The 26925-nt window shown below is 63.4% G+C and carries 19 protein-coding genes; 8 read left to right on the top strand and 11 right to left on the bottom strand.

Annotated elements, in window-relative coordinates:
* Nucleotides 1-69: 69 nt before the first annotated feature.
* Nucleotides 70-1089, top strand: coding sequence for an aldehyde dehydrogenase family protein (locus ABH920_RS15120; RefSeq protein ID WP_370349597.1), 1020 nt, complete (start codon nt 70-72; stop codon nt 1087-1089).
* A 131-nt stretch (nt 1090-1220) separates the two neighbouring features.
* Nucleotides 1221-2408, top strand: a complete 1188-nt coding sequence (locus ABH920_RS15115; protein WP_370349596.1) for a glycine amidinotransferase — start codon at nt 1221-1223, stop codon at nt 2406-2408.
* Nucleotides 2409-2527: 119 nt separating this feature from the next.
* Here ABH920_RS15115 and ABH920_RS15110 read toward each other — a convergent pair whose 3' ends face one another.
* Complete coding sequence (locus ABH920_RS15110; protein WP_370349595.1) at nt 2528-5515, bottom strand: BTAD domain-containing putative transcriptional regulator; 2988 nt, start codon at nt 5513-5515, stop codon at nt 2528-2530.
* Between the two features lie 466 nt (nt 5516-5981).
* Here ABH920_RS15110 and ABH920_RS15105 point away from each other — a divergent pair, with 466 nt between their 5' ends.
* The 3 genes from ABH920_RS15105 to ABH920_RS15095 are packed head-to-tail and all read left to right on the top strand — an operon-like array spanning nt 5982 to nt 8423.
* Nucleotides 5982-6542 (top strand): hypothetical protein, encoded by a 561-nt coding sequence (locus ABH920_RS15105; protein ID WP_370349594.1) that lies wholly within the window; start codon nt 5982-5984, stop codon nt 6540-6542.
* Nucleotides 6530-7432, top strand: coding sequence for a sporulation-delaying protein SdpB family protein (locus tag ABH920_RS15100; RefSeq protein ID WP_370349593.1), 903 nt, complete (start codon nt 6530-6532; stop codon nt 7430-7432). Before ABH920_RS15105 ends, ABH920_RS15100 begins: the two co-directional genes overlap by 13 nt.
* The gene (locus tag ABH920_RS15095; protein ID WP_370349592.1) at nt 7407-8423 is read left to right on the top strand and encodes a GNAT family N-acetyltransferase; all 1017 of its coding nucleotides are present in this window, start codon (nt 7407-7409) and stop codon (nt 8421-8423) included. The genes ABH920_RS15100 and ABH920_RS15095 overlap by 26 nt, the downstream gene beginning before the upstream one ends.
* 635 nt (nt 8424-9058) lie before the next feature.
* Here ABH920_RS15095 and ABH920_RS15090 read toward each other — a convergent pair.
* The 4 genes from ABH920_RS15090 to ABH920_RS15075 form a co-directional block, all read right to left on the bottom strand.
* Nucleotides 9059-10009, bottom strand: a complete 951-nt coding sequence (locus ABH920_RS15090) for a phosphotransferase family protein (RefSeq protein ID WP_370349591.1) — start codon at nt 10007-10009, stop codon at nt 9059-9061.
* Nucleotides 10010-10150: 141 nt separating this feature from the next.
* Nucleotides 10151-13096, bottom strand: coding sequence for a carbohydrate binding domain-containing protein (locus tag ABH920_RS15085; protein ID WP_370349590.1), 2946 nt, complete (start codon nt 13094-13096; stop codon nt 10151-10153).
* A 180-nt stretch (nt 13097-13276) separates the two neighbouring features.
* Nucleotides 13277-14520 (bottom strand): IS3 family transposase gene (locus ABH920_RS15080; protein ID WP_370349882.1). Its coding sequence is split into 2 segments (ribosomal slippage): nt 13277-14238 and nt 14238-14520, totalling 1245 coding nucleotides; the frame shifts between segments, so codons are not numbered across the junction.
* Between the two features lie 51 nt (nt 14521-14571).
* A complete protein-coding gene (locus ABH920_RS15075) occupies nt 14572-15615 on the bottom strand; it encodes a hypothetical protein (protein WP_370349589.1) in 1044 nt (347 codons plus the stop codon).
* Nucleotides 15616-16099: 484 nt separating this feature from the next.
* Between ABH920_RS15075 and ABH920_RS15070 the strand changes: the two genes are divergently transcribed.
* Together ABH920_RS15070 and ABH920_RS15065 are read left to right on the top strand one after the other, a co-directional pair.
* Entirely contained in the window at nt 16100-19807 is a 3708-nt protein-coding gene (locus ABH920_RS15070) for an RHS repeat-associated core domain-containing protein (protein WP_370349588.1), read from the top strand.
* A 45-nt stretch (nt 19808-19852) separates the two neighbouring features.
* The gene (locus ABH920_RS15065; protein WP_370349587.1) at nt 19853-20263 is read left to right on the top strand and encodes a hypothetical protein; all 411 of its coding nucleotides are present in this window, start codon (nt 19853-19855) and stop codon (nt 20261-20263) included.
* A 580-nt stretch (nt 20264-20843) separates the two neighbouring features.
* On the opposite strand, the gene ABH920_RS15060 is transcribed toward ABH920_RS15065, so the two are convergent.
* A complete protein-coding gene (locus tag ABH920_RS15060) occupies nt 20844-21029 on the bottom strand; it encodes a hypothetical protein (RefSeq protein WP_370349586.1) in 186 nt (61 codons plus the stop codon).
* An 83-nt stretch (nt 21030-21112) separates the two neighbouring features.
* Here ABH920_RS15060 and ABH920_RS15055 point away from each other — a divergent pair, with 83 nt between their 5' ends.
* Nucleotides 21113-21361, top strand: coding sequence for a hypothetical protein (locus tag ABH920_RS15055; RefSeq protein WP_370349585.1), 249 nt, complete (start codon nt 21113-21115; stop codon nt 21359-21361).
* Between the two features lie 532 nt (nt 21362-21893).
* Here ABH920_RS15055 and ABH920_RS15050 read toward each other — a convergent pair.
* From ABH920_RS15050 to ABH920_RS15030, 5 genes are all read right to left on the bottom strand, one after another.
* A complete protein-coding gene (locus ABH920_RS15050; protein WP_370349584.1) occupies nt 21894-22109 on the bottom strand; it encodes an MbtH family protein in 216 nt (71 codons plus the stop codon).
* Entirely contained in the window at nt 22106-22885 is a 780-nt protein-coding gene (locus ABH920_RS15045; RefSeq protein ID WP_370349583.1) for a thioesterase II family protein, read from the bottom strand. Before ABH920_RS15045 ends, ABH920_RS15050 begins: the two co-directional genes overlap by 4 nt.
* A complete protein-coding gene (locus ABH920_RS15040) occupies nt 22882-23661 on the bottom strand; it encodes a thioesterase II family protein (RefSeq protein ID WP_370349582.1) in 780 nt (259 codons plus the stop codon). The genes ABH920_RS15045 and ABH920_RS15040 overlap by 4 nt, the downstream gene beginning before the upstream one ends.
* Nucleotides 23658-24950: a cytochrome P450 gene (locus ABH920_RS15035; protein WP_370349581.1), complete on the bottom strand. Its 1293-nt coding sequence runs from the start codon at nt 24948-24950 to the stop codon at nt 23658-23660. The genes ABH920_RS15040 and ABH920_RS15035 overlap by 4 nt, the downstream gene beginning before the upstream one ends.
* A 105-nt stretch (nt 24951-25055) precedes the next feature.
* Entirely contained in the window at nt 25056-26831 is a 1776-nt protein-coding gene (locus ABH920_RS15030; RefSeq protein ID WP_370349580.1) for a non-ribosomal peptide synthetase, read from the bottom strand.
* Nucleotides 26832-26925 lie beyond the last annotated feature (94 nt).

The following is a 26925-nucleotide window of genomic DNA, read 5'->3' as shown; positions in this document are numbered from 1 at the left end:
GCTGCTGCACTGGCTACGGGGGTACCGTACTCGGCCTACGCTCGAGCGCTTCAAACGCTTGGTACCGGGGTGGCGGAAGTACCGTCGGCGGTGCTCGCCGAGTTGCCGGCTCCCCTGTCGGGTGACTTCGAGGTCAGGCACATGCCGCGGGGCAGGACGTTCGGTGTTGTGGCGCCGAGCAACCACCCAGGCCCGCATCTGGCTTGGCTGCATGCATTAGCCCTCGGCTACAGCGTGGTCATACGTCCGGGGTCACGCGATCCGTTCACTCCTTTTCGTCTGGCCAGTGCCCTCTTCGAAGCGGGCCTTCCGGCCGGCCGGCTCTCAGTCCTTCCAGGAAGTTACGCGAGTGCGGATTTTCTGATCAGCCACGCAGATCTTGCGCTTGCGTACGGCGGTCCGGACAGTATGGCTCGCTGGTCGGCTGCGCCCTCGGTGGCTCTGCGCGGACCGGGACGAAGTAAGACGCTGCTGGCTCAAACGATTGACCAACAAGCCCTTGATTTTACCTGTCGTGCCATTGCCCACGATGGTGGAGTTCTTTGCACCAATACGTCTGCAGTCTTGACCATCGATGATCCGTTTGAAATCGCTTCGCTGATTGCGATGGAGTTCGATAAGGCTCCGCTGTACACGGCGACTGATACCCGGTGTGTACTTCCCACCTTCAAGCGTGGCCAGGCTGAAGCTCTGATCCGTGTCGTTAATGCGATGACATCGAGCAGTCTCCGCAGAATTGGTGGCGTTACGGATGACATTGTCGAACTGGACGATGGATCTGTGGTGGTGCGGCCTATCGTCTTGGCGACTGATGATCCGCATCATCCGGCTATCGGAACCGAACTCCCGTTTCCGTTCGCTCTCGTCGCGTCCTGGGACCGGGCGCTTGGCGCGGCTCAGTTGAGGAACTCACTCGCCTTGACTGTCATCGGTGCTCCGGATCTCGCGGAGGAAGTCGTGAGGGAGCCGACAATCCGTCGCGTGGTGATTGGGCCCGCAGACCCATGGGCTGTCCATCCCGGCTTGCCTCACGATGGTAGTCTCGTCGGATTTCTTACGGAGGCCAAGGCTCTGATCAAGTCGCCGTAAGTGGCAACCAGCGAATAAAGTGCAGAACGTGCAGTACGTGATCCACCTGCCATTCTGAGCGAGTGGATCGAGGCGGGCGGATGGTTCTTCGACTACCGCAAAGTAACATCGTTACGATGAGGAGTTCCGCAATGATTTTTCCCACTTCGGCCAGTATCGACGAGTCCGCCGCCGCCGTGTCCTCCAGCGTAGTGAATGCCTGGAACGAATGGGATCCGCTGGAAGAAATCGTGGTAGGGCGAGCAGATGGTGCATGCTACGACCCGGCCGAACCCGGGTATCGGCCTATTCTGCGCGGCCTTACACAACCGGGCGAGGTCTTTCCAACGGGACCGAAGCCGGCCGATGTGATCAAGCGCGCGAATGAGGAGCTCGATGGTTTGACGGCACTGCTGGAGTCGCAGGGTGTGGTCGTGCGGCGCCCCGACCCGATCGAATTCGACCGGTCCTTGTCCTCTCCGGAATTCACCGTCGACAGTCAATACTGTTCCGTGTGTCCGCGAGACGTTTTGATCACCGTTGGAAACCAGGTGATCGAGGCCACGATGTCCCGGCGTGCGCGTTTCTTCGAATATCTTCCGTACCGCTCTATCGTCCGAGAATACTGGGACCGGGATTCCGAGATGATCTGGACGGCGGCTCCCAAGCCCTCCATGGCCGACCATATGTATCGGAAGGAGTTCTGGGAGCTGGATGTGGACGAGCGTTACGCCCGCATGCACGATTTCGAGTTCTGCGTGACGCAAGACGAAGTGGTGTTCGATGCGGCCGACATCACAAGAATGGGTCGCGACATTTTCGTCCAGGAGTCGATGACGACTAATCGGGCTGGTATCCGCTGGCTTCGGCGCGAGCTCGAGCCGCGAGGTTTTCGGGTGCATGCTGTTCACTTTCCCTTGGACCTCTTTCCGTCGCATATAGATTGCACGTTCGTACCCCTGCGTCCTGGCTTGGTCCTGACAAATCCGGATAGGCCCATTAAGGAGAACGAGGCGGAGTACTTTTCGGATCATGGTTGGCAATTCGTCGACGCCCCCGAGGCCAGTAGCACGAACGACCAGATGCCGAAATACTGTCAGTCTTCTCGATGGCTTTCTATGAACGTACTGAGTGTGGCACCGGAGACTGTCATCTGTGAGGAATCTGAGAAGAATCTGCAGAGGCTGCTCGAAGCGCTCGGATTCAACGTACTAGTGATCCCTTTCCGCAGCGTCTACGAATTTGGAGGTTCTCTACACTGCGCGACGTGGGACGTGCGCCGTACCGGAGGATGCGAAGACTACTTCGACGGATCTGTCGGTATCGTTGATGGGAGGTGAAGTCGAGGCGAGTAACCGTGGAGGTGTTTTCTGATAAACCCGTGTCATCGAACTGCAATGCTGTCGATTCGAGACATGGAAATGGAGCTTGCGGCACGGATGACCTGAAGCGTCACCTTTTACTCTTGACCAGTATTCTGGTCCAGCCTGCATCGCCAACAAGGCTCGGAACTCGGGTCTTCTGCTTCTAGGTGGCGCCGCGCAGCTGCAGCATCGATGACTCCGCCAGGGTGAATGGCCAGCGCTTCGCGCCAATGGTCTTTGGCTTGGGCGATTTCGAGGCGGGCGAGTGCTGCATGTGCCATACCCTCATGAGCCTGCGCCACGTATCGCTCGGATCCGAAAGACAAACCTATGGACTCGACCTGGACAAACGAACGTTCAGCCGATTCTACGTCGCCGAGGCTGAGGTGTGTGTCACCGATGACGTTTAGCGCCTCACTCTCAAGCTGAAGCCAGCCGACTGAGCGAGCCAGGTCGACTGCTTCGCGGCCAGCTTCGAGAGCCCGGTCCTGGTCGTTTGAGGCCCGATACACGGCGGACAGTCCAACCAGAGCCTCCGCTCTCCCCCGGGGCGAGTTAATAAGACCGCTAAGTTCCAGTGCCTCTCTGTACCGCCTGTGAGCAGCACTCGTTTGACCTTGGAGGTTGAGTATTTCGGCGATATTGCAGACGATGTGCCGGCGCACGGTGTCGTCATCGATCTTGAGCTCGTATGCATGGTTGAAGTAATCGAGAGCCTCTGCGAATCGACCAAGGCCGCGGCTCGTTACGCCGAGGTTATTGGTGAGGCTTGCTTGGAGGTGAAGATCACCGGCCTGGGTCGCGAGATCCAGGGCGCTGAGGAAACATGCTCGGCTTTCATTGAAGTTACTCTCGTCCAAAAGTATGCCGCCAAGGTTTGTCAGCTGGTACGCTTCCGCCAGTAGGTTTCCACTTGCCCGGCTGATCTCGATCGCACGGGATGTGAGCTCACGCGCCTCGGAGGCGGCACCGCGAGCACGCCTCATAGAGGCCAGGCCTACGAGGCATGCCGATTCCGCTTTGTCAAGGCTCAAATGTCGCGCCGAAGTCAAGGCCATTGTGAAGAGCTCTTCCGCTTCACTCCATTGGTTGAGCCGAAAGAAGTAGGGCTGCATTATGCAGACAAGCTGCCACACATGAGAATCGAACCCACGTACTGCGGCATCTCTGACGGTAGCTGCGATGTTGCGGTACTCGTCCTCGAGCAGCGAAAGTGCCGCATCGCGGTTCGGGGCCCTTCGTGGGTGGTTTGGCTCCTCGTGAGGTTCGAACGTGTTATATGGATTCCCGGCTCCCACGGTCCGGCACCAATCGTCAGTCGATACGAGGTAGTAGTCAAGGAGCCTGCGAAGCGTGGACTGCCGCTCGTCATCCCCATCATCGCGGGTGTGCAAGTCTTGCGCGCAGTCTCGGACTAGGTCGTGGAAGCTGTAGCGTCCGGAGCGCCGTTGTTGCAGGAGATTGACATCGATGAGGTCTTCTAGACCATCCTCGGCCTGTTCCAACGAAAGCCCCGAGAGGGCCGCGGCGGTGTACGCGTCGAAGTCGTATCCGGGATGTGCGCTCAGTCGACGGAAGAGAACCTTCTGCGACTCGGAAAGGTGCTGGTACGACCAACCGATAATGGCCATCACGTTTCGGTCGCCGGCAACGAGCGTCCTGGCCCGGCCATCTCGTCGTTGCAGTTGGCCAACCAGATCTGCCACAGACCAGCTCGGGCGATCGCGTAGCCGTGCAGCGGCAATCTGGATGGCTAGTGGCAACCTCCCGCACAGGTCCAGAACGAGCTTGACTTCTTCCGGCTCAGCAGCAGCACGATCAGCACCAGCGATGTGGCTGAAGAGATCATAAGCATCGCTTTCAGGCATCACATCGAGAGAAAGCGGTACCGCACCCTCCAAAGCCGTCATTCGACGTCGACTGGCTATCAGCACAAGAGTGCCGGGTTCGGCAGGGAGCAGGGGGCGCACCTGCGTCACATCAGAGGCGTTGTCCAACAATACAAGCACTCGCCGCCCTGTTAAGGCGCTGCGCCATATAGCGCTACGCGCCGCGAGATCCTGAGGGATTGCCTCGGGAGGAACGCCGCTGCACCGGAGTAGCGTGTTTAGGGCGTGCATCGGAGACAGCGGTTCACTTCCGACGGTGAAACCTTGCAAGTCCACGAAGAACTGGCCGTCCGGATACTGATCAGCCAGCCGATGCGCGAGATGGACCGCCAGCGTCGTCTTGCCAACGCCGCCCATACCATCGATGGCTGAGATCACGAGCGCCGCGGTATCCGAGTTGGCGGCCTTGGCAATTAGGTGATGGATCTCCGCCTCACGCCCGGTGAACTCCGCAAGGTCTCGCGGAAGGAAATTTCCTCCCAGTGGCTCGGGCGTCCTGGCGGCTTCGGCTTTCACGGGCAGCGATGTGGAACCAGCTGACGGATCTGCCACACTGCCGCTCGCAAGGACCTGCCTATGCGCCTCCCGCAACTGAGGCCCAGGGTCCAATCCGAGCTCGTCTGCCAACCGGCGCCGGCCATCTTCGTAGACGGCGAGTGCGTCCGCTTGCCTACCGCTGCGGTACAACGCTCGCACAAGGATGGCCCGAAGTGACTCCCGGAGAGGGAATTCGGCTACCAACTCGGTCAAAACTCCGACGACCGAAGCAGCTTCGTCCAGTTCAATACTGATCGTCGACAGCTGCTCGACAGCGCTTGCTCGTTTCTCAGCCAGCAGGGTGGCTGTACTTAGGAGACTCGGAGCGTCGAACCCGCTCAGCGCTTGCCCGCGCCAGAAAGCGAGCGCTTGCCAGAGATGCTGACATGCTCCAGTGGGGTCCCCTGATGCGACCGCACTCTCGGCGGCAAGCAGCAGTGCCTCGAACTGGAGAACGTCAACAGTATCCTTCGGTAGGCTCAGTTTGTAGCCGGCATCGACCGTCAAGATGTCTGCTGTTCCAGCCGCTGGCCTCAACGTCCTTCGGAGGCCTGCGACGACATTGTGCACCTGCTGACGCGCCGACTCGGGCGGAACTTCCCACAGCACGTCGACCACTTGCTCTACCGGTACAACCCTGTTCGCGTTGATGGTCAACAACGCCAGCGCTCTTGCGGACCGGCCCCCGCCGACCGCGGCGGGTTGGCCGTCGATTTCGACTAGCAATGGGCCGAGTACCCGTATCGCGAGGCTAACTGGTCCGTGGGGACGCAAGCCGTGCTGCCCTGCGTCGTGGTCGTCCCCTGTCACAACCGATGATCCAATCCTTGTGTCCGGCCCGGCGTCCGTTACAGTGTTCGCGGCCACGCGAGACGAGTAGCAACTCGGTAGCCGTAAGGTAGCGCCGCCCCCCAAGCTCACTGTGTCCACCGAAGTGGGCACCAATGGTAGTCGAACGACCGCGCGAGAGGGATTGAGTTTTGAGACGCAAGATCATTTTTGCGGTGATCGCTACAGTTGTCGCGCTGTCAGCAGTCGCTGCGATGGGGACAGGTCCGCAGGCGCTCGTTGTCCATCCAGATGGCATGGATGCGAGTCCCATCAGCTGGGGTTGATTTCGGACATGGCAGCATCGCCAACGGCTGGCGAGCCTTCAAAGTCCGCCAGTTCGTTCGGGTTTGCTGTGACCTTCGCTATCCTCGTGACTGCCCTTGCTTCAACTCTGGGGCTTCAGTTGGTCACTAAGCTTCAGCCTTCATGGACAGGTAGCACTGGCCAGGCGTATCGGGCAATCTGGCCACAAGGTTGGTCATTCTTTGACAACTATGCCGATTCCGCCACCCTGTCTGTGTTCGGGATCGGATCGGACATGAAGGAACCATCGCCGTTAATTCCCCGACAGATGTCGTCGCGCAACCTTTGGGGTCTGGCGGACAGTTCCCAGACGCGCGCAGCCGAAGCTAATTATGTCAAAAGTATTATCCCAGCCGGATCGTGGTATCTTTGTGCCGATCCGGAAACGGCTCGTTGTTTTTCGTCTACCGCGCCGCTGTCGCTGGTCAACCAGACAAAGCCGGCATCTTTGTGTGGGCTAGTGGCGTTTGTGCTGACCTGGCCGGAGACGAATTCGGGGGCGAGGCGTCCCTCGGAGGTTGCGATGATCAATCTGATATGCTCGCCATGAAGCGGTTTCTTGAATCTGCCGCCTTCTTTGACCCGCGAGGTGAATCGCTTGCGGTCGCCCGCTCGCTGCTTGCAATGGCTCAGCTCAGTTTCATTCTGTTCGCGCCGGATCGTGACCTGCTTTTCGCCGTGCCGCATCCTGGGGATCCTGGGCCCTGCGGGGGAGTTGACCGGATCTCCCTGTGGTGTGTAGGTGGCGGGCAGCCGAGCGCGAACCTCGTGGCCAGGGTAGTCGCGGTGGCAATCCTCACCGCGGTGGTCCTGGGGCTGAGGCCTCGGTGGCTATGCATACCTCACTGGTATATCGCCTTCAGCGTGATTGCGCGCCTGGCGACCACTGATGGCGGCTCCGCTATCGCCGTGATAGCTTGCGGCCTTATCATCCCGCAGTCTATGGGTGATTCCAGGTCGAACCACTGGAGGCGCACAGACCAGCCACTTGCGCCGACCTGGCGTGGTAGCTCATACGCCGCGCACTTGGTGCTTCGAGCGCAAGTTGCCATTATTTACCTGGACGCCGCGTTATCGAAAGCACGGCATCCAGCGTGGCGCAATGGGCGGGCGTTGCGCATCATCATGCAAGACCCTCAGTACGGCGCACCAGATCTCGTTCGTTCTCCGATTGTCTGGATCTTGAAGCACGGCTATGTGGGGCAGGTGCTCACCTGGTCGGTGATGATCATCGAATTAGGCATCAGTGTTTCGATGTTCTGCGCCACCGTCTATCGGCGCTACGCGCTGGTGGTCGCTATAGCCTTTCATCTCGCTATCATGATTTTCATTGGATTGTTCAGCTTCGCCCTCATCATGATCGCGGTAGTCACCTTGGCGTCGCTCGAAACCTCTTTAGGAAAGGAAGATCATCATGTCGATGGAAGTCAGTCTGTTTGATCCGTTGTCTGCTTCTGAGGCTGATTTCGCCGAGCATTATGAGGTGATGAAGGCCGTCATGGGGCTGGACTATCCCGAGCAATCCCTGCCGACGCTCGAGGCGTACGTCACGCAGATGCGCCGACATGAGTCGGCGTCGAAACCAAGAGACCGTTGGGTAGCGCGGGAGGACGGCCACATCATCGGCAGTGCCTACGCGGTCTACCCGGAACTCGAAAATCGCCATCTTGCTACTGTGCGGGTCATCGTGACGCCGACACGGCGGCGTCAGGGTATTGGCACCGCGATGCTGCGCGCGATACTCCCGGCCCTACGTGACCACGGCCGGACCGTCGTGGTGGGGGAGGGCGTCAAAGCCGACGCCTCAGGTGACCTGTGGGCAAGGAAATTGGCCTTCGCCCGGACCCACGCGTGGGTCCGCCAGATCCTCACCCTCCCCGAAGTCGCTCCGGGTCTATGGCAACGCCCTGTACCCGATGGATTCCGACTCCAGCGCTGGACTGGTGGAGCCCCTGAAGAGCTACTGGAGCAGTACGCGCGCGGCCGTACCGCCATTCTAGACGCGCCGATCGGGGATTCGGCGATGGAGTTCGCGAAATGGACACCCGAGCGGGTCCGCGCGCACGAAGCGGACTTGGAGGCTCGGAATATCGAGAATCGCGTCGTCGTGGCCGTGCATGAATCGAGCGGTCGGGTAGTCGGCATCACCGAACTCCAGCTGTTCGCCCTCCAGCCCGACTGGGCCTACCAGGGGGATACCGCCGTCGCGGTTGACTTTCGAGGTCATGGCCTTGGTCTCGCCATCAAGGGCGCCATGCTGCGCTGGTTGAGCGCCGAACGCCCTGCGATCACGGCCATTCTCACTCAAACGGCCCACGATAACGCCCACATGATCCGCATCAACCACGCTCTTGGCTTTACGACGACGGCGACCACGGCTGAGCTCGAGGCCGAGATAGCCGCTGTCGCCAAGCAGCTGGGGAGCAGATAGGGGCCCTCGAGTGTACCGTTCCGACGTCAATCCATGCTTTCTCGTTTGAGCAGTAGGTCAGACGCCTGTTGTGACCTGCTGCCCAAACGGTGGTCCGTGGAGCAAAGGCGGAGCGGTTCAAGATCGAAACCCGTGACACATTCGGCTTCGGGTAGACGGTGTGGTCCAGGGTTGGTCCAGGGTTGGCTCCGAACCAGATCACCCTCAACTGGCACGCGATGACATCGGCTGCTCGACGAACATGGACAGAATGGTATGGGCTATCCCGGATTGGCCTAGCTTGACAGAACCGTGGTTGACAACATCGGCGCTTCTAATCCGATGGTCGCAGGTTCGAATCCTGCCGGGGGCACCGAAGTCGAACCCCAGGAAGCCCTGCTGACCTGGGGTTTTACGTTTCTCCGACTCGAGTACTCGAGTCGACTCGACCCGTAAAGTCGTCGAAACGGCCCCGTGTGATGACGGTGTGATGACGGCCGTAGCGACTCCGTATGGTGGCGGCCTGTTTTTCGCCGTGCCGCCGTATTGCTCGCGCTCCGGGCGGGCAGGGTCACGTCACCCGTTCGGGTTCCCGAACGCAGGCAATCTGACTTTTCCCAGCCCGAAGTCCCCGCCGAGTGCCCAGGTCCATTTGTTCAGAGTGTGGACCACTGGGAAGCCCGGTCGCCGGCGCGAATCGATGAGACCCGCTGTCGCAGGAACGTGTAGTACCGCTGGTCGGTGCGGGCCCGGCGAAGCGGCCCAGTGAGTTGCATCATGTCGCGCATGTGCATGAGTGCTTCGTAGCCGGGGGAGTCGGCCACGTTGTACCCGTATTCGTGTGCGAACGCGCTCGTCCAGGCATCGTCGCGGCCATATCTTCGTGCGGCGTGCCAGGTTGGCACGAGATCTATCTCTCGGGGGCCGTTGCTGACCCAGTCCCAGTCGCCGAGCAGCAGGCCGCCGGTGCGGCTGTCCGCGAGCAGATTTCCTGCCCATGCGTCTCCGTGAACAAGGCCCGGGGACGGGTGCCACTCGACGCTGGCGAGTTGTTCGCGCACCTCGATGATCTCCTGCTTGAGCCACTCGATCTCATCGCCGGTCAGCACGGTCTCGGGGATGTACTCGGTGAGCGCTCCTTCCAACGAGGTCAGGGGGACCCAGGGCGGAAGGGGAACCGGGATGGTGTCACCGTCGATCTTGTGCAGTCGGCGCAGTAGCGAGGCCAGATCGATGGAGGAGTAGGTCAGCTTGGCAGGCTGCTGGTGGAATTCCCAGAAGCTGGCTACGGATCCGGATGCCAACGGCACGGGTTCTACGGCTCCGAGCGGTGCCGTTGCGGGGTAGCCGCAGGACCGTGCGAGCCAGCGGGTCACGGTCTGGGTGAGCCTGACCTGCTCCAGATCCGCCGACCCGACGGTGATGCGAACGATCGCGTCGGCTGCCGGCAGTACATAGATCGCGTTGCTGTAGTGGTGAATGAGGCGCCAACCATCATCGCCGCCCGGGTCAGGAGCCGCACCGAATACCGTCTGATCACACGCCGGTTCGCAGAGACAGGCGAAGCCATCCCGACCAGCATGGACGACATTTCTCGGCACCGACACGGCTGGGGCTGCGCTGATGACGGCGGGTCCCGGCGAACAGGTCCACGGACGCCAGTTGCGGCGGATGAAGGGCGCTGCCCGGATCGGCAGCGCTCTTCGGTTGCGCCGGCAGCTTTCTACGGCTGCCTGCTCAGCCCTCGGTTAGTTCTTGGTCAGTGTGATGTCGTCGCAGGCGGAGGTGCCTGGTGTGGATCGGTAGCAGTAGATGTCGACGCTGGTGTTGGTCGCTCCGGTGGTGAATTGGGTGGTGAGTTGGGTCCAGGTTGTGGCGGTGGTGGTGGTGCCGGTGTCGTCAGCCCCGGTGGGGTCGCTGTATTTTTTGGTGCCCAGGTTGGTGACGCCGCCGTCGGTGAGGATCCATCCGGTGAGGGTGTAGGTGGTGTTGGGTGTGAGGCCGTTTACCACCTGTTCGATGGATCCGGTGCCGCCGGCCGGTGCGTTGATCTGTCCGGCGTACGTTCCCGAGTGGGGGTTGGTGGTGGTGACTCCGGCGTTGTAGGCGGCGGTCCAGCCGGCCAGGGATCCCGCTTCGAAGTCGGGGTTGGCGATGGTTGCCGCGGTCTGCGTGAGGCTGATGTCGTCGCAGGCGGAGGTGCCTGCTGTGGATAGGTAGCAGTAGATGTCGGCGCTGGTGTTGTTTGCGCCGGTGGTGAACTGGTCGGTGAGCTGGGTCCAGCCGGTCGCCGTTGTGGTGGCGTCCTGGTTGTCGCCGGCGGGGTCGTACTGCTTGGCGCCGAGGATGGTGCTGCCGCCGTCAGTGCGGACCCAGCCGGTCAGCGTGTAGGAGGTGTTGGGTATCAGTCCGCTGACGACCTGCTCGATGGACCCGTTGCCGCCGGTGGGAGCGTTGATCTGTCCGGCGTACGTTCCCGAGTGGGGGTTGGTGGTGGTGACTGCGGCGTTGTAAGCGGCGTTCCAGCCCGCCAGGTTCCCGGTTTCGAAGTCGGGGTTGGCCACGCCTCCCGCCGGCGGAGTGGCCAGCAGCGTGATGTCGTCGCAGGCGGAGGTGCCTGCTGTGGATCGGTAGCAGTAGATGTCGACGCTGGTGTTGGTCGCTCCGGTGGTGAATTGGGTGGTGAGTTGGGTCCAGGTGGTGGCGGTGGTGGTGACGCTGGTGTCGTCAGCCCCGGTGGGGTCGCTGTATTTTTTGGTGCCCAGGTTGGTGACGCCGCCGTCGGTGAGGATCCATCCGGTGAGGGTGTAGGTGGTGTTGGGTGTCAGGCCGTTTACCACCTGTTCGATGGATCCGGTGCCGCCGGCCGGTGCGTTGATCTGTCCGGCGTACGTTCCCGAGTGGGGGTTGGTGGTGGTGACTCCGGCGTTGTAGGCGGCGGTCCAGCCGGCCAGGGATCCCGCTTCGAAGTCGCCGTTGGCGACGGCCGGGCCGCTGAGGACGGTCACCTTGGTGTTAGTGGTGGCGCTGGTGCTGTTGGCGTCGGTGACAGTGATCTTCACCGGGTAGGTGCCGGCAGCGGCGTAGGTGTGCTGCGCGGTGGGGTTGGCTTGTGGTCCGACCACGGTGCCGTCGCCGAAATCGAAGGTGTAGCCGGTGATCCCCGCCGTGCCGGGGAACGATGCCGAGGCATCCGCGGTCATCGGCACGTTGATGATCCCTGTGGCCGGGGCGTTCAGACCGATGTTAGGGCCGGTCGTCGTCGCCGGTATCAGGTCGATGGTGTCGACGCCGATGTTGTAGCGGTTGCCAGTGGACGCGGAGTTAGTGCCGCTCGCGGTGAAGACGAAGCTGTGCATTCCGGCTGTGAGGTTGACCGTGCCGAAGTGGAACGGCGTAGTGGAGACCCCGGAGGCTTGCCAGCCGTCGAAGGCGGCCGGCAGGGCGGAGGGACTGGAGTCCACAGTGAGCGTGACCTGGCCGTAGTCGGCGGCCTTGGTCATGATAGGCGTCACCTCATAGAGCCCTGGGTAGGCGACGTAAAAGGGCAGAGTCATCGTGGATCCGGCAGCGGAGTTGGCCAGTTGCTGCTGTGCGCCGTTCGACCAGGCGCCTCCGCAGCAGTTGGTCTGTATGGACATGGTTCCACCGCTGTTGCTGCCCCATGGCGCGTGGAGGTTCTCCGCCTCCATCTGCTGTTGTACGCCTTGTTCGGTTGGCAGCGTGAATCGTTGCGCCGCGTCGGGTTGATTGGCCTTATCGCTACACGGCCACAGCTGGAACTGACTGCCGTTGGTGGTGGCGTAGTTGGTGTCGTCGAGGCACATGCCGGCGGAAGGGCTGTAGATCCAGAACCGGCCGGCCGCTCCGGGGGCTGGGATGGTGCGCCACTGCTGTGAGGAGTTGATGCTCTGGGTGCTGTTGCAAGTGTTCAGCATGATGGGCGCGCCCTGGATGACTGCGCCGCCGGTGTCCAGGCACATGCTCGACGGGCCGGGCGGGTTCGGTCCCAAGGTGCGAATAGTGTTGTCGCCTTCGAAGGTCCACGCCTGGGGCCACGTGCCGTTGCAGTCGAAGATGTCGACCACTGCCCCGTTGGACTGGGAGCCGTTGAGGTCGTCGAGGCACTTCTGTCCGCTGGGCCCGCCCGTGACGTCGGAGATGATTTGTCCGGTGTTCCTCGCCGTGATGGTGGCTCCTTGCAAGTTGGTGACGGAGGCTCCGGTGGACCAGGTTGGTGTTGTGGCGGTGCTTTGACTCTGGGCGTTCAGGTCGATGGTGGAAGACAGCGGCCCGAACAAGACGTCCATGCGGCCGTTCTTCATGGTCCAGAGGTCGGGGTTGCCGTCGCCGTCGAGGTCGCCCGCCGAGTTGACCCAGTCGTAGGTCTTGAACTCGCCGGGACTGCCGAGCATGGTCTTCGCGCTCAGGTCGCCCAGTCCAGTTCCGGGCAGACCGGTGTCGGAGCGGTTCGTGAACTGCCAGAGACTGCCGCTGTTGTCCAGTGCCCACAGATCGGGCATACCGCCGGCGGTTCCGGGGTGGTTGGCGGCGTTGCCGGGCGCGATCAGCTTGGTGGTCGTCCAATCCCAGTCGGGCGTGGAGGTGGACAGGAGTACCGGGTTGCGGAGCTGTCCGATGCCGGCGGGGCTGAACATCCACACTCGTGCCGGGCTGTTGCCGTCGGTCTCCACGGTGATCAGGTTTGTCTTGCACGCGATGGTCGGCGTCTTGATTTTGCAGCCGCCGAGTACGGGGCCGAGGGCCAGGATTTGTTTGACGTCGTTCCAGGATGTCTGGTTGTAGCCGATACACCAGCCGTTTGTGGCCGATGGTGTGCAGGTTGGTGAACCGCCCCGGGAGAGGTCCAGACTCTAGTGTTGGGTTGTGAGCTGGGTTGTTGGCTGGTTTTGGTAGAACTCTGTTTCGTATTCTGCGGGTGGTTTGTGTCCTATCTCACCGTGGAGTCGGCGGTTGTTGTACCAGTCGGTCCATTCGGCGGTGGCGAGTTCGATGTCGGTCAGGGTGCGCCAGAGGCCGTGTCGGTTGATCAGTTCGGTCTTGAACAGGCCGATGGCTGATTCCATGAGCGCGTTGTCATAGGCGTCGCCGACTGATCCGATGGAGGCGGCGATGCCTTCGACGGCCAGGTGCGCGGCGAGCCGGAAGCTCGTGTATTGCGATCCGGCATCGGAGTGGTGGATCAGTCCGTGGCGCGGCTCGCCGGTGCGGTCGCGTTGCCACAGGCCCATCTCCAGCGCGGCGAGCACCAGGGGTGTGGTCTTGCTGGTGACAGCGGACCAGCCGACGATCCGCCGGGAGAAGGTGTCCAGGACGAAGGCCACGTAGACGGTGCCGGCGTGCGTCGGCACATAGGTGAAGTCGGCAACCCACACACGGTTGGGTGCCGGGGCGACGAAGGCGCGATTGAGCAGGTCCGGTGCCCGGTCGGCGGCCGGATCCGGCACGGTGGTGCGGATTTTGCGGCGGCCGCGGGTCGCTCCGGCCAGGCCCAACTCGCGCATCAACCGCTCCACGGTGCAGCGGGCGACCTGCTCTCCTTGCCGGTTCAGTGCGGCCCAGATCTTGCGGGCGCCGTAGACGCTGTAGTTGTCGGCGTGGATATCGGCGATGAGTTTCTTCAGCTCGGTATCGCGGATGGTCCGGGCCGAGGGCGGGCGTTTCTTGAAGTGGTAGTAGGTGGAGGGGTCGATGCTGCAGCCGTGCTGGGTGAGGGTGGTGCAGATCGGCTCGACGCCGCCGAAGCGGTCCCGGTGCTCGTCGATGAAGGCTACGAGCGTCTTAGTGGCCGGTCGAGCTCGGCCGCGAAGAAAGACGCCGCGGCTTTGAGGATCTCGTTGGCCCGCCGTAGCTCGGCGTTCTCCCGCTCCAGCGCCTTGATCCGGGCGGCTTCCTCGGTGGTCACACCGGGGCGGGCGCCGGCGTCGATCTCGGCTTGGCGGACCCAGTTGCGCAGCGTCTGCGCGGTCCCGATCCCCAACTTCGCCGCGATCGACTTGATCGCGGCATCCCGGGACGGGTACTGGTCGGTCGTCTGCAAAACCAGGCGGACTGCCCGGTCCCGCAGGTCGGCGGGGTATGGCTTGACATGAGGCATAACGACTTGATCCTTACAAACTGATCGAGTCTGGATCAAATCCGGAGCAGTTCATGGTCTGGTGATCAGTGCCTGTTGGGTTTGGGAGTAGACGTTGATGGTACCTGGGGGGACGTAACCCGGTTGTGTGGACGCTGATGCGGTTTGGGTGTTGTAGTAGTAAAGGTGCCCGGTGCCGTCGCCGGTTTTGTCCCAGGCGAAAAGGTCGTCAGTTGGTTGTACACGTTCGGCACCGCGGTGGGTGTACAGCGCGGTCGACCAGGACACGCCGTTGGGAGCGGCAGTGGCCGGGGCGACTTGGATCGCGTTGGCGGATGCGGTCATGTCTTGGTTGGCCGGATAGACGATAAGGTTTCCGGCGCTGCTGACGCCCATCAGGTTGGGGGTGCCGTCGCCGGTGACGTTGCCGAAGGAAACCGGCTGGAAGGCCTGGGATTCGAAGAAGTCGAAGCGACCGTATTGAGAGACGTTGCCGGCGGCGTCGATGGCGGTGTAGTAGATGTAGTTGTTGCCCCAGTGCTCGCCGTTTCCGGGACCGGCTGGAATGGTGATAGTGCCAGTGGCGTCAAGGCTGCTGCTGACGGACACGGAGCCGTAGTTGTTGCCGGCCAGGGTGCAGTTTCCCGTGCCTTCGTTGGTCGAGGCGGTATTCAAGGCCCAGTCGAAGCGGACGATCGGGGTGGTGGGTGCTTTGGATTCGATGGTGATGTTTCCGCCGTTGCCGACGGTGGGGTAGGAGGCCAGGTGTTGGCCTGTTGGCTGGTATGTGGTGGATATTTCGTGTGGTTGGCGCGGGGGCGTAAGGGCAGCGGTGAACATGCAGGCGATTCCGCCGGTGGCCCCCTTGGGCCCGGCTGGCAGGGGATAATAGGTGACGCCGGTTAGTGGATCACCGGCGTAGGGGATGACGGCGTATTGCCTGCCATCGACGAAGTTGTAGGACAATGGAAGGTCGAAGGTTTTCACCGAGTTGGCGACGGTATACTGCTGGGTTTCAGACCAGCCGGTTGTGGGTGTGGCGTCGTTTCCGATGCCGGCGTTCAGCGCGTAGCCGAGGACCAGGCTGTGTCCAGCGTCCTGGTCGGTGACGCCCATGTGAAGAGTGACCGGGGTCGATGTAATAGCAGGTAGCCGGCGTCGGCCCAGCTGTTGGACCCGCAGATTTGGGTTCGGGCACCGTGGTTGCTGACCGGTGCGGTGTCGACGCTGAAGCTGGCCACCGTGGGTGAAGCCCACCAGTGCGCGGTGAGGGTGGGTTCGTAGCTGCCCCAGTAATTGGTGCCTGAGGCGAAGTAGGCCATGTAGTTCGAGGCGGAGTGGTTGGCCTCGTTCGTGGCCTGCAGGCCGATGGTGATGGTGGGCCAGTTGTTGGAAGCGGCGTTGCGAGCTTGAGCCAGGTCGCTGAAGGTGAACTGTTGCCCCGCGTTGGAGGTGGGGCAAGTCAGGTTTCCACCTGGGATGGGACCTGCGGTGCCACCAGTCCAGATGTTCTTGCTGCCTTAACAACTCCACCCCACCCGGAAGCTGGGCCTCCTGGGCCGACAACCTTCCAGCCCAAACCGTCACCACCTACGACGGGATGTCCCGGCCTCTCACCGTCACCCAGAAACACAACGGCGTGACCGTGCCCGGTGCCGTCACCACCACCGCCTACCCCGGTGTGGACCGCACCGACGTCACCGGCCCGGCAGGTAATGGGACCGGACCGGTATCGGCCACCTCGACCTTCACCGACGTCCGCGGCCGCACCACCGCACTGTGGACCTATCACAACAGCCCGCTGAGCCCGACCGGCAACCGCGCCGACGCCGACGTCACCACCTACGGGTTCACCTACAACCCCCACGGCAGCCCGGGCTCCACCAGCACCGTCACCGACGCCACCGGCAAAAACACCTGGACCACCACGATCAGCGACCTCGCCGGGCACTCGGTCGCCACGACCGACCCGGACACAGGAGTCAGCACCAGCTTCTCCGACGACGCAGGGCTGCTGATGGACACCGCGGACGGCCGCGGACATTTGTTGGCCTACACCTACGACGCGCTGGGCCGCAAAACCGCCGAATTCGACGGCGGCACCATCGCCGACCGCGGCACTCTGCCAAACGCTTACGCAGGCGCGGTCGCAAACAGCGCCAACCAATTGGCGAAATGGACGTACGACCCCGCCGGAAACAACGGCCAGCCTGACGTCTCAATCCGGTATGTCGGCGGCGCCGCTGGTACTCCGTACACCCAACAGGTCACCGGCTACGACGTCGACTACCGTCCCCTCGGCTCCAAGACGATCATCCCGCCCGCGGAAGGGGCGTTGGCCGGCACCTACCAAACCAACAACTACTACACGGCGATGACCGGTCTGGTAGACCACTACGACACCCCAGCGGTGCCCAACGCTGGCCTCGGTGCCGAAACCATATACAACTCCTACAACCAGTACGGGCTGCTGCTCTCCACCGGCGGAAACGCCGACTACCTCGCCGCCACCCAATACGACCACGACGGCAAAATCCTGTCACGCACCGTCGGTGACTACCCATTCCAAGTCGTTCAGCAAAACCTGTACGACGCGGCAACCAACAGGGTCAGCAACACATTCCTCGACGCCACCGCCGGGATGTCCACGGTCGACCCGTCCCAAGTCAACTCCTACACCGTTGACGGCGTGTCTTACACCTACGACGCGGCCGGGCGACTGACCAGCGCCGCAGACTTGCAGAACTGGAGCGTCTCCGGGTCCTACAATCCCGGGCCATCCCAACGCGACCTGCAGTGCTACACCTACGACTACGCCAACCGTCTCACCAACGCCTGGACCGACGCCGGCGACCAGACACCCCCGGCCACCACCAACCCGAGCAGCCCGACCACCGCCACCGGCGCCCTCGGCTCCTGCGCATCCTCGACCACGAATAATGCGCCGACCGCGACCAGCGCCGCGACCCAGATCGGCGGCCCAGCACCGTACTGGCAAAGTTACGGCTTCGACACCACCGGAGCCGCAGGACTGGGCAACGGCGCCCTGACCGGCAACCGCTCCACCGTCGTCGACCACGACCCGGCTGGCAACACTGCCAAGGACACCACTCGCACCTCCGCCTACCCGGCTGCGGGCACCGCCAACACCGCTGGTTCGAACGCCACCACAGGAACCGGGCCCCACCTGCTCGGCCAGGTCGCCACGACAGGCGGCACCACCGCCACCGACACCTACAACTACGACGGCGCCGGTAACACCACCACCCGCACCCTGGCCGCCGGCCCCCACCAAACCCTCACCTGGAACCCCGAAGGCCGCCTCGACACTGTCACCGACACTTCCGGCGGCACTACCAAAACAGCCAACTACCTCTACGACGCCGACGGTAACCAACTGATCCGCCGCGATACTGGAGCGGGCAACGCCGGCGTCACCCTGTTCCTGGGCGCCACCGAGGTCCATCTCACCGGCACCGGCACCGTCACTGCCAATCGCTACTACGACTATCCCGCCGCGCCCAGCATCGTCGCTGACGCCACAGGTGCCATCACCTACGAAATCAGCAACAGCCAAGGCAGCGGTGCTACCACGATCAATGCAGGCACCGGTCAAATCGCGGCCCGGCGCTACTTCAAGCCCTATGGCGACCAGCGCACAACGGGCACGACCATTACATTCGGAACATTTCCTGACGACCACACCTTCCTCGGTAAGACCACCGACACCGCAACAGGACTGGTCGATGTCGGTGCGCGCAAGTACGACCCCACCACCGGCCGCTTCATCTCCGCGGACCCGCTGTTCCAGGCCGGCAATCCCCAGTCGATCGGTGGATACGTCTACGCGGACGACGATCCTGTAAACGGTGCCGATCCCACTGGTTTGGCCAACGAATTTCAGCATTACGGCCCCACTGGTGATGACACTGGCACCGACGCTCCGATATCCGTGCAGCACAGCTCGCAAGTCGGCTCGCAACCCGCGAAGGGGCACAAGCCGTCGAAGACGTGGCTCAACAGCATGCGGAGTAACCACAACTACAACTACAGCGGCTCAGACGATTTCACATGGGATGACGCCTACCAGTTTGCAGCACAGAGCGAGAACGACTGGGACTATGTGTGCTCGATGGTCATTGGCGGCAGCCCAGGGGCCTGCAGCTACGACCCGTTTACGGGTGACAACATCGGCGAGCCATCGACAAAAGACAGTTTCATCGCGTGGGGCGTGGCCGTTGGCGCACCCGCCGCGGTCGGGCTGTGTCTTCTTGGAGGCTGTGCTGTAGCGGCCGACGCTGGGGAAGCCTGCGCAGCGGCTGCGTCACTGTGCGCCGCACGCGTCGCCACCGCAGCTGCCGGACTGGCAGACGGATTCTTCTCCGGCGGCGCGATGGCAGCCACGGGAGCGTTTGGCGGTGGCGCCGCATTGGCGGCCGCCGCGGAGGACACTGCAGGCAGCGACGCCAGCGTTGGAACAAGAATGGTTGCGGACGCAGGCTGCCACAGCTTCAGCGGTGAAACCAAGGTCCTGATGGCAGACGGGACCACGGAGCCGATTGCGGACGTCAAGGTCGGCGACGAGGTTGAAAACGCCCAGCCAGACGGACGCGACGAGAAGCACCGTGTTGATCAGGTGCACGTCACCCGCACGGATCAGGACTTCACCGACCTCACCATCGCCACACCGACGGGTCCCCACACCGTAACCGGTACGCAGAATCACCCGTATTGGGACGCTACTGACGGCAAGTTCACCGACGCGTCCCAGCTGAGGCCTGGCGACCGCCTCCAGACAACAGGTAACGACGTTGCAACCGTGCTCGCGGTTCGTAACTACCGGTCGTCGATGATCACGTATGACCTCACCATCGATGGCTTGCACACGTACTATGTGGTTGCTGGGGACACTCCGGTGCTGGTTCACAACACCAGTTGTGGCCCATCCTTCAACTCAGATATGTCTGCTTGGCGCCACTACATGGACCATGTCTTCGGGGTACCCTTCAATGCGAAGGGTAACTATACGGGCATGAAGGCGTGGCAGGTTCCGGATTTGCCAGAGTTCAACGGGGCCAATGGGTTTGCTGAGTACAAGCAGGCTGCCAGCGACTTTCTTTCAGGTGGTCCCAAGAGGGGTGATCTGGTTACTGATGCTGGTTCGATAATTCGGATCGACGCGCAGACTGGCTATTTCGGAGTGCTGGATAACCGAGGAGTTATTCAGACCTTCTTCCGACCCGACGGCGACCTGACCGCTTACTTTGCGGAGCAGCAGCGACTGTATAGAGGTAGCATTGTTCCGTAACTGCTGCGATGTGGATTACCAGCAAGCAGCGGAAGGGTGATGAACGTGGCTTCACGACAGTTCATTGATAGGTATCGGCAGCTCCAGCTCGATGTCGGCCGTTCCCGCTTTCGATCACATACGGCTGATATTGAAGCCTGGCAGGGTTTCGTGCGATCCTGCGAGTCGGGCTATGACAACACAGTTTATGACTACCTTGATGAGCTAAGAGTCCGCGACTTCATCGAACTTGCCCTCTGCGACAGAGGGCTGATAAATGAAGACGGATATGCCGAGTTTGCGCAAACTATAGATGATATTGACGAACGGTTTCGCGCACTCGTATCGGAAGTACTTCCACCTTCACGCGTGGATCGCCTCGGCTGGTGGTGGAGACGTGTGCCAGGATTTGGCGGGATCGATTTTGTTGACACTCTTTTTCGGGAGTTTGGCGTTGTCGCTCGTAATATTGAGTGAAATCAACTTGTCGAACTCCGACCCGCTTCCGGCGTTGAGCGTGTCGGAAATCCTGTTAGCTGCGGGATCTCTTTGCTGTCGACAACCGATGGCGCAGGGGCGCCGTGCAATGCGTCGTCGTTCACCTCCGTTGCCGGCAGCGTTGCCGTCGTAGGGTCCTGATATTTGCTTGTGGATGTCCTACAACACGCCGCGGCTCGGGAAGCGGTGCTGTCGTGGGTCGGGCAGGCTGTGCCCGTCGACGGGTTCTCACCGGGGGGCAAGGCGTGGGTTTGGCCTTGCCCCCCGGCGAGGTTCCGTCGTAGTCCTTCGGATGCACGACCGGCGGCAACGCCGCGAACTTGTCGCCTGCTCTCGGAGAGAGGGCCGGGTGTGGGCGGAGCCCACGAGTGCGTGTCGGACCGCCATCCCGTGATCCGCTGTGGCCGGACAACCGTTGGCGTTCACGAGGAAGGTGCCAGTCGTCTCGAAGCGTGAGCCGTTGCCGAGACCTGGTCGTCCGGTGCATGCTGGGGCGGTGGGCTGGGCGGGCTGCTGGGCCGAAGGCAGGAAGCAGCCCCGTGGCCCAGATCCTGCCAGTTCACGACGTTCCGGCTTGACCGCCGCCCGGTTCGTTGCCGGTGGGCTTGCGCCGGGATCGCGAGGTCTTGGTCGCCGGCTGTTTCCCCTCGGCGCGGTCCTGGCGGGCCTTCTGCTGGGCCGCTTCGATCCTGTCCAGGTTGCGGCGGGCCCCCGCCATGTCCTCGGGGGTGGGTCGGGCTGCCATAGATAATCCACAGGTAGGTCGGCATGCCCGGAGGTGGAAGCTCGCGGTCCTCGTTCGCGCCAACGTAGCGCAGGAAGTACAGCGTGGTGGCGATCAGCGCAGGGTTGGCTTCGAACATGACCTTCTGGGCTTCGGCGTCGGTCTTGTCGCCTGCCTCCAGTGCTCGGTTGAACGCCTCCATCGCTTGGCCCACCTTGGCGAAGGTGGCGTCCGACGGTTCGGTGTACTGCTCATGGCTGCAAGGCGAAGACCGCAACGAGCAAATCAGCGCCGACGGGCTCGCCGCGCTGCCCTGTGAACGCCGGCCAGCCGCTTTTCTGACGATGCGTTGACGGGCTCGTTGAGCGGAACGACAAGTCGGGTCGTTGAATGCATCTCCCGACACGGCTGAACCGGATGGCCTTCCGCAATGGTTGCGTTGGCCCCTGCGCCAGCACCGTGGTGTTGCTTGCGTTGTCGTTATAGGATTTTTGATATACACAAGTCGCTCGTAGGTCTTCTACGAGATGCTTCGGCTCATGAACGAGGCGCTGCCATCGGTTGAGCAGGCTTGACCGTCGACGGGTTCTCGCTGGGAGCAAGGCGCGGGTTTGGCCCTGCTCCAGACCTGCAACAGCTTTGGCTCGGCGTCGGCGTCCAGCAGCCGATTCAGAACCCGCTTTCAAGCCGCTGCCGATCAATTGATCCCGGCACCGCGACAACACGCTGTGATCGAATCCCGGATCAGCGAGTCCGAAGCCACGCATACTTCCGATCGATCCGGGCTGCTGCAGCGGGTGGAGCCTGCTGCAGTCGTGGCCGCCCACCCACGAGGGCGCGCGGCACGACGTGGCCGGGTGATGCCGCGACCGGGCGGACGCCCGGTCAGGATCCGCCGTCCAACTGGGCGGCGAGGCTGCGGGGCCGCATGTCCGTCCAGTTCGCGTCCACATACTCCACGCAGGAGGGCCGGTCCGCTGGGCCGTGCGCTGTCGTCCAGCCTGCGGGGACCTGGATGTGATCCGGCCACAGGGAATGCTGGCCCTCGTCGTTGATCAGGACGAGGAATCGGCCGTCGGGATCGTCGAACGGGTTGGTCATGGGATGGATCCTTCCTGGTGGCGATCGACAGCTGACAGCAGGGTGTTGATTGTCGAGACGACGGCGGGCAGATTCGGCTCGACGAAGAAGTGGCCGCCGTCGAACTCGGTGAGGCTGAAATCCGCGGAGGTCTCGGTCGCCCACCCTTGCATCAATGAGGGCGCCGCGTATGGATCCTGCCGTCCGGCGAGCGCGGCGATCGGGCGGTCCAGCAGCCGGTCGCCTTGGTGCGGCCAGGTCGCGACGGCGGTGAGATCCGCGCGAACCGTGGGCAGCATCAGTTCCATCACCTCCGGCGCCGCGGCGACTTCGGGTGGTACTCCGCCGGTTCCGACGAGGTAGGCCGTCAGTTCCGCGTCATTCTGGTTCCAGCCCGGTACCGCCGTTCGCAGTACGGGCGCGGGGCTGGCGCCGACGATCAACATCTCGGGCCGGTGCAGCCCGGCCTGGTGAAGCGCCTGCGCTACGGCGAGCCCGACCCGCGCTCCCATGCTCATGCCGAACAGCGCGAACGGGCGGTCCAGCAGTGGAACCACGTGCTCCATGACGCCGTCCACCACCGGCTGCATCCGGTCGAGCGCGGGTTCCTGGAATCGCTCGGACCTGCCGGGCAACTGGACGGCGAGCATTTCGGTGTCCGGGGCCAGATAGCGGGCCCAGGACCGGAAGGCGGCGGCGGTGCCTCCCGCGTGGTGGAGGCAGACCAGGGTTTTACTGCTGTCCGGTCCTCCTGCCAGGAGGTGGGTCCACGAAGCGGCGGTGCGGTGGTCCGTCATTCCCGGACCACCGCGGTGGCGATGCGCTCGGCGATGAGGTCCGTGAGGGCTGGTCGGCCGCGGAGGAACTCCCAGTGGTCGCCGGCGAGGGCGTGGTGGGTGGCCTCGGTACATTCCGACCAGGAGCTCGGCCAGACTGTCTCCGGGGGTACGACGTCGTCCGCCGACCAACTGATGACGTCGACGGGGCAGGGCAGTGCGGGGTCGCCGCTGTACTCGTAGCCGCGGATGAGCCTGAGGTCGATCATGAGGATCTCCGCGACGACCTCGCGCAGGTCCGGCGGCAGAGTGGAGCCGTACCGGGCGAGCGCGGCCGTGTCTATCTCGGCGTCGATGTCCAGGGTGTCCAGGTCGGCGAAGTTGAGCCGGCCGTACAGTCCCTTGTGCGGGGCGCCCCAGGACGAGGCGAAGATCCGGACCGGGGCCGGGCGTCCAGCGCGCACCAGCGCCAGCGCGGTGTCGGCCATGTAGGGCATGGCGCCGCAGTGCCCGACGAACGCGTAGGGACGGTCCGTGTGCGGACTGAGGGCGTCGGCCAGCTCGCTGACGAACTGTCCGAAATCCCCCACGGGTTCCTCGAGGGTCCTGCTTTCTCGGCCCGGTGGTTGGAGCGGGCACAGCTGTCCTTCACCGATGCGTTCAGGCCATTCGCGATAGCTCGCCACCGCGCCTGTCCCGGCGTATGGGAAGCCGAACAGCAGGAAATCGCTGTTGCCGGGCGTGCCGTTGAGGAGCCAGGGGTTCGCCTCGCTCGGCAGGCGTCGGCTGTCGCTCATGCTTCTCCTCCAGAGCACGGGTGGTCAGCCGTACGGCCGGCCATGGCTTCCGTCTTGGAACGGGAGGTCACTGCGATCGGCAATGACGTGATGCCGTTGATGAAGTTCGACTGCAGATGGGTCACCGGGCCCGCCACTGCCAAGCCCTCGGCGATGTCCAGCACTTCCTCAAGCGTTTGCCGGAGCACCAGGCGGGCGCCGGGAGCCCCGTTGCAGTAGTGGATGCCGAAGCCGAAGGCCAGGTGGGGATTGGGGCGACGGCCGACGTCGAACCGATAGGGGTCGGCGAACACGGACTCGTCGCGATTGGCCGAGCCGATCCAGGCCGCGACCAGTTCGCCCTCCTCCACGGTCCCCCCGCTCAACTGGAATGTGCGCGTGGCTCGCCGCACCAGGTGGTTCGTCGGAGTGGCCCACCGTGCCGCCTCCTCCACGGCGCGCGAGGTCAGCGCCGGATTCGCGTGGAGCCTGCGCCACTGGTCCGGACGCTCGGCCAACGCCAGCAGCATGTGGGAGGCCACATGCGGTGTCGTCGTGTTCGCCCCCATGACGAGGCTGTAGCAGTTGAGGATGACCTCGTCCAGGCTCAGCCGCACCCCGTCGACGGTCGTGGCGATGAGTGTCGACACCAGGTCCTCGGCGGGGCGCCGCATCCGTTCCCGGACCAGGTCGTGAAACAACGCGAACAGCTCGAAGTGGGCGCTGCGCAGTGTGGCCTGATCTGTTCCGTCGGCGTACACGGGATCCTCGGGGGCGACGCCCGTCATGCTCCAGGACGCCACGTCCCGCCAGTGCTCTTCGGGGACTCCGATGATGTCGCCGACCACGGTCATGGCCAGACCTGCGGTGAGCTCGGCGACGTCGACGGTCTCCGCGTCCCTGAGAGGTTCGAACGTCTTGCGGACCCGGGCCTTCGTGCGTTCGGCCAAGCGCAGGACGGCTCCGGTGGACAACTGCGGCATCGTCGCACCGCGCAGAGCACTGTGGCGAGGTCGGTCCATCAAGTTGATGGTCCTGCCGGCCGCGCTGTCCCCACCGAGTACGGCGAGGATCGTCCCGTATTCGGAGCTGAAGCTCTGATGGTTCTTGATCACCGCCAGCACGTCCTCGTAGCGGGTCACGGAACAGAACTCGGTGTCGTTGCCAGCCCTCTGACGCCACAGCGGCGCTCCCGCCCGCAGCGTGTGCCAGGACGGGTGTTGGGAGCCCGTGCTGAAACGGGTCGGATCGAAGAGGTCGATGTTCTCCGGCGCGAGGGGCGAACCGGGCGCGTGGCCCGGGATCAGCATCGAGGCCGGGTGGTCGGGAGCGCGGTGGATCGGCTCATGTCCTGTCTTCCTGTCGGGCAGGCGCACGCCACCAGGCGTCCGGTGGGCTCGCTGCGATGCTCTGTGTCAGGTCCCGGCCACACTGGTGAGCTGTGCCGGCGTGGAATGGGCGAAGAACTGGCGGGCGGTGACGTGGACTCCGCGGCTGCGGAGTTGCTCCAGGACTCGGACGGTGCGCAGCGAGTCTCCGCCCAGCTCGAAGAAGTTGTCGTCGGCGCCGACCCGGTCCAGCTGCAACACGTCCATGAACGCGTGCACGATCACGGCCTCGGTCTGGGTGCCCGGCTCCCGGAACGGAGGAAGTATTTGGCTGTACTTCTCTCGCGGCGACAGCACGGTCGGCAAGTCCTGGCGCCGCACTTTGCCGTTCGGGTCCAGGGGCAGCCGGTCGACGACCACGAAGTTGTGCGGTCTCATGAACTCCGGCATCCGGTCGGCGATCCAGCTGCGCAGTTCTGTTCCGTCGAGATCGGAGCCCTTGACGCCGACCGCGTACACGACGACACGTTTTCCGTAGGCGTCCTCGTCCACCACCGCGGCCACGCCGCTGACGGACTCATGGGCCTGCAGTTCGGCTTCGATCTCACCGAGCTCCACCCGGAAGCCGCGGATCTTCACCTGCCGGTCGACGCGCCCGTGGAACTCCACCTCGCCGTTCGGCTGCCGGCGGCCCAGGTCTCCGGTCCGGTACATCCGCCCACCGGACTCCGTCGAGAACGGGTCGGCGAGGAAGCGCTGAGCGGTCAGCGCCGGCATGTCGTGGTACCCGCGGGCCAGGCCCGGGCCGCTGATGTAGATCTCTGCGATCTCGCCGTCCGGCGCCGGGCGCAGATCCTCATCGAGGATGAGCAGGTGCTTGCCCGCTATGCCGGTGCCCAGCGGCACGCGTTCGCCGATGGGACTCGCCGGCGTGACGGGGTGCAAGGAGGCGAACACCGTCGTCTCGGTGGGCCCGTACGCGGCGTACAGCTGCCCACGGGCCCGGGCGGATGCGGTCTGCACGTGGTGCGGCGAAAGGATGTCGCCACCGGTGATCAGGACTCCGATGTCCGCCAACGACTCGGCCGCTTGTTCCACCAGCAGATGGAACAGACCGGTGGTCAGGAACAGCCAGTCCAGCCGCGCCGACCCGAGCCAGGTCCCGAGTTCCGTCGTGCTCATCAGCGTGTCCCGCGCGATGACGACGGTGCCGCCGTGGCACAGCGGGGCCCAGATTTCGAACGTGGCCGCGTCGAAGGCCGTCGGTGCGAGGTGGCCGACTCGGTCGCCCGGCTGCATGCCCAGTTCTCCGGCGTCCCGGACGAGGTTGACGACGGCCTCGCGGGGGATTCCCACACCCTTGGGCGTTCCGGTCGACCCTGACGTGTAGATGATGTAGGCCAGCGCGGCGTCGGGTACGGCAGGGAACTCATCAGGCGCTTCGGAGGGCGTACCGGCCTCGGATGCCAACCGCAGCGTCGGGACGTCGGCCTCGGTCTCCGGACCCGCGTCGTCGACCAGAACGAGTTCGGCTCGCGAGTCCGCGAGCATCATCTTGCGCCGGGCCTCGGGATACCCCGGATCGATGGGTACGTAGCAGCCGCCGGAGCGCAGGACGGCGAGGGCCGCGACGACGAAGCCGGCCGAGCGCGGGATCGCGATCGCGATGCGGCTGTCCGGACCGACACCGCGGTCGCGCAGCGTGGCGGCCGTGCGGTCCATCGACAGCGCCAGTTCGCGGTAGCTGACCGACGTCGATCCGTCCTCGATCGCGACGGCGTCGGGACTGTGGGCTGCCCAGTGGCAGACCGAGTCGACAAGATCCCTGGGAATCGGGACGTCGTCGGATACGGAAATCGACATCATGCCCCCATGAGTGTTCTGTACCCCTGTCCGGACGCTCAGATCCCACCGCGAGACGACCGGATACCGAGCGACTCTACTGACGGCGCGATCT

Source organism: Catenulispora sp. EB89, from assembly GCF_041261445.1.
GTDB lineage: Bacteria > Actinomycetota > Actinomycetes > Streptomycetales > Catenulisporaceae > Catenulispora.
The sequence above is the reverse complement of the archived record's forward strand: the minus strand, read 5'-3'. Positions and strand labels throughout refer to the sequence as shown.

Coding starts and splice junctions, on each gene's coding strand:
- ABH920_RS15115 (WP_370349596.1), top strand. CDS start 1,221: ATGATTTTTCCCACTTCGGCCAGTATCGACGAGTCCGCCGCCGCCGTG.
- ABH920_RS15105 (WP_370349594.1), top strand. CDS start 5,982: ATGGCAGCATCGCCAACGGCTGGCGAGCCTTCAAAGTCCGCCAGTTCG.
- ABH920_RS15100 (WP_370349593.1), top strand. CDS start 6,530: ATGCTCGCCATGAAGCGGTTTCTTGAATCTGCCGCCTTCTTTGACCCG.
- ABH920_RS15095 (WP_370349592.1), top strand. CDS start 7,407: ATGTCGATGGAAGTCAGTCTGTTTGATCCGTTGTCTGCTTCTGAGGCT.
- ABH920_RS15075 (WP_370349589.1), bottom strand. CDS start 15,615: ATGGGCGTCACCGACCAGGACGCTGGACACAGCCTGGTCCTCGGCTAC.
- ABH920_RS15070 (WP_370349588.1), top strand. CDS start 16,100: ATGTCCCGGCCTCTCACCGTCACCCAGAAACACAACGGCGTGACCGTG.
- ABH920_RS15060 (WP_370349586.1), bottom strand. CDS start 21,029: ATGGCAGCCCGACCCACCCCCGAGGACATGGCGGGGGCCCGCCGCAAC.
- ABH920_RS15050 (WP_370349584.1), bottom strand. CDS start 22,109: ATGACCAACCCGTTCGACGATCCCGACGGCCGATTCCTCGTCCTGATC.
- ABH920_RS15045 (WP_370349583.1), bottom strand. CDS start 22,885: ATGACGGACCACCGCACCGCCGCTTCGTGGACCCACCTCCTGGCAGGA.
- ABH920_RS15040 (WP_370349582.1), bottom strand. CDS start 23,661: ATGAGCGACAGCCGACGCCTGCCGAGCGAGGCGAACCCCTGGCTCCTC.
- ABH920_RS15035 (WP_370349581.1), bottom strand. CDS start 24,950: ATGCTGATCCCGGGCCACGCGCCCGGTTCGCCCCTCGCGCCGGAGAAC.
- ABH920_RS15030 (WP_370349580.1), bottom strand. CDS start 26,831: ATGTCGATTTCCGTATCCGACGACGTCCCGATTCCCAGGGATCTTGTC.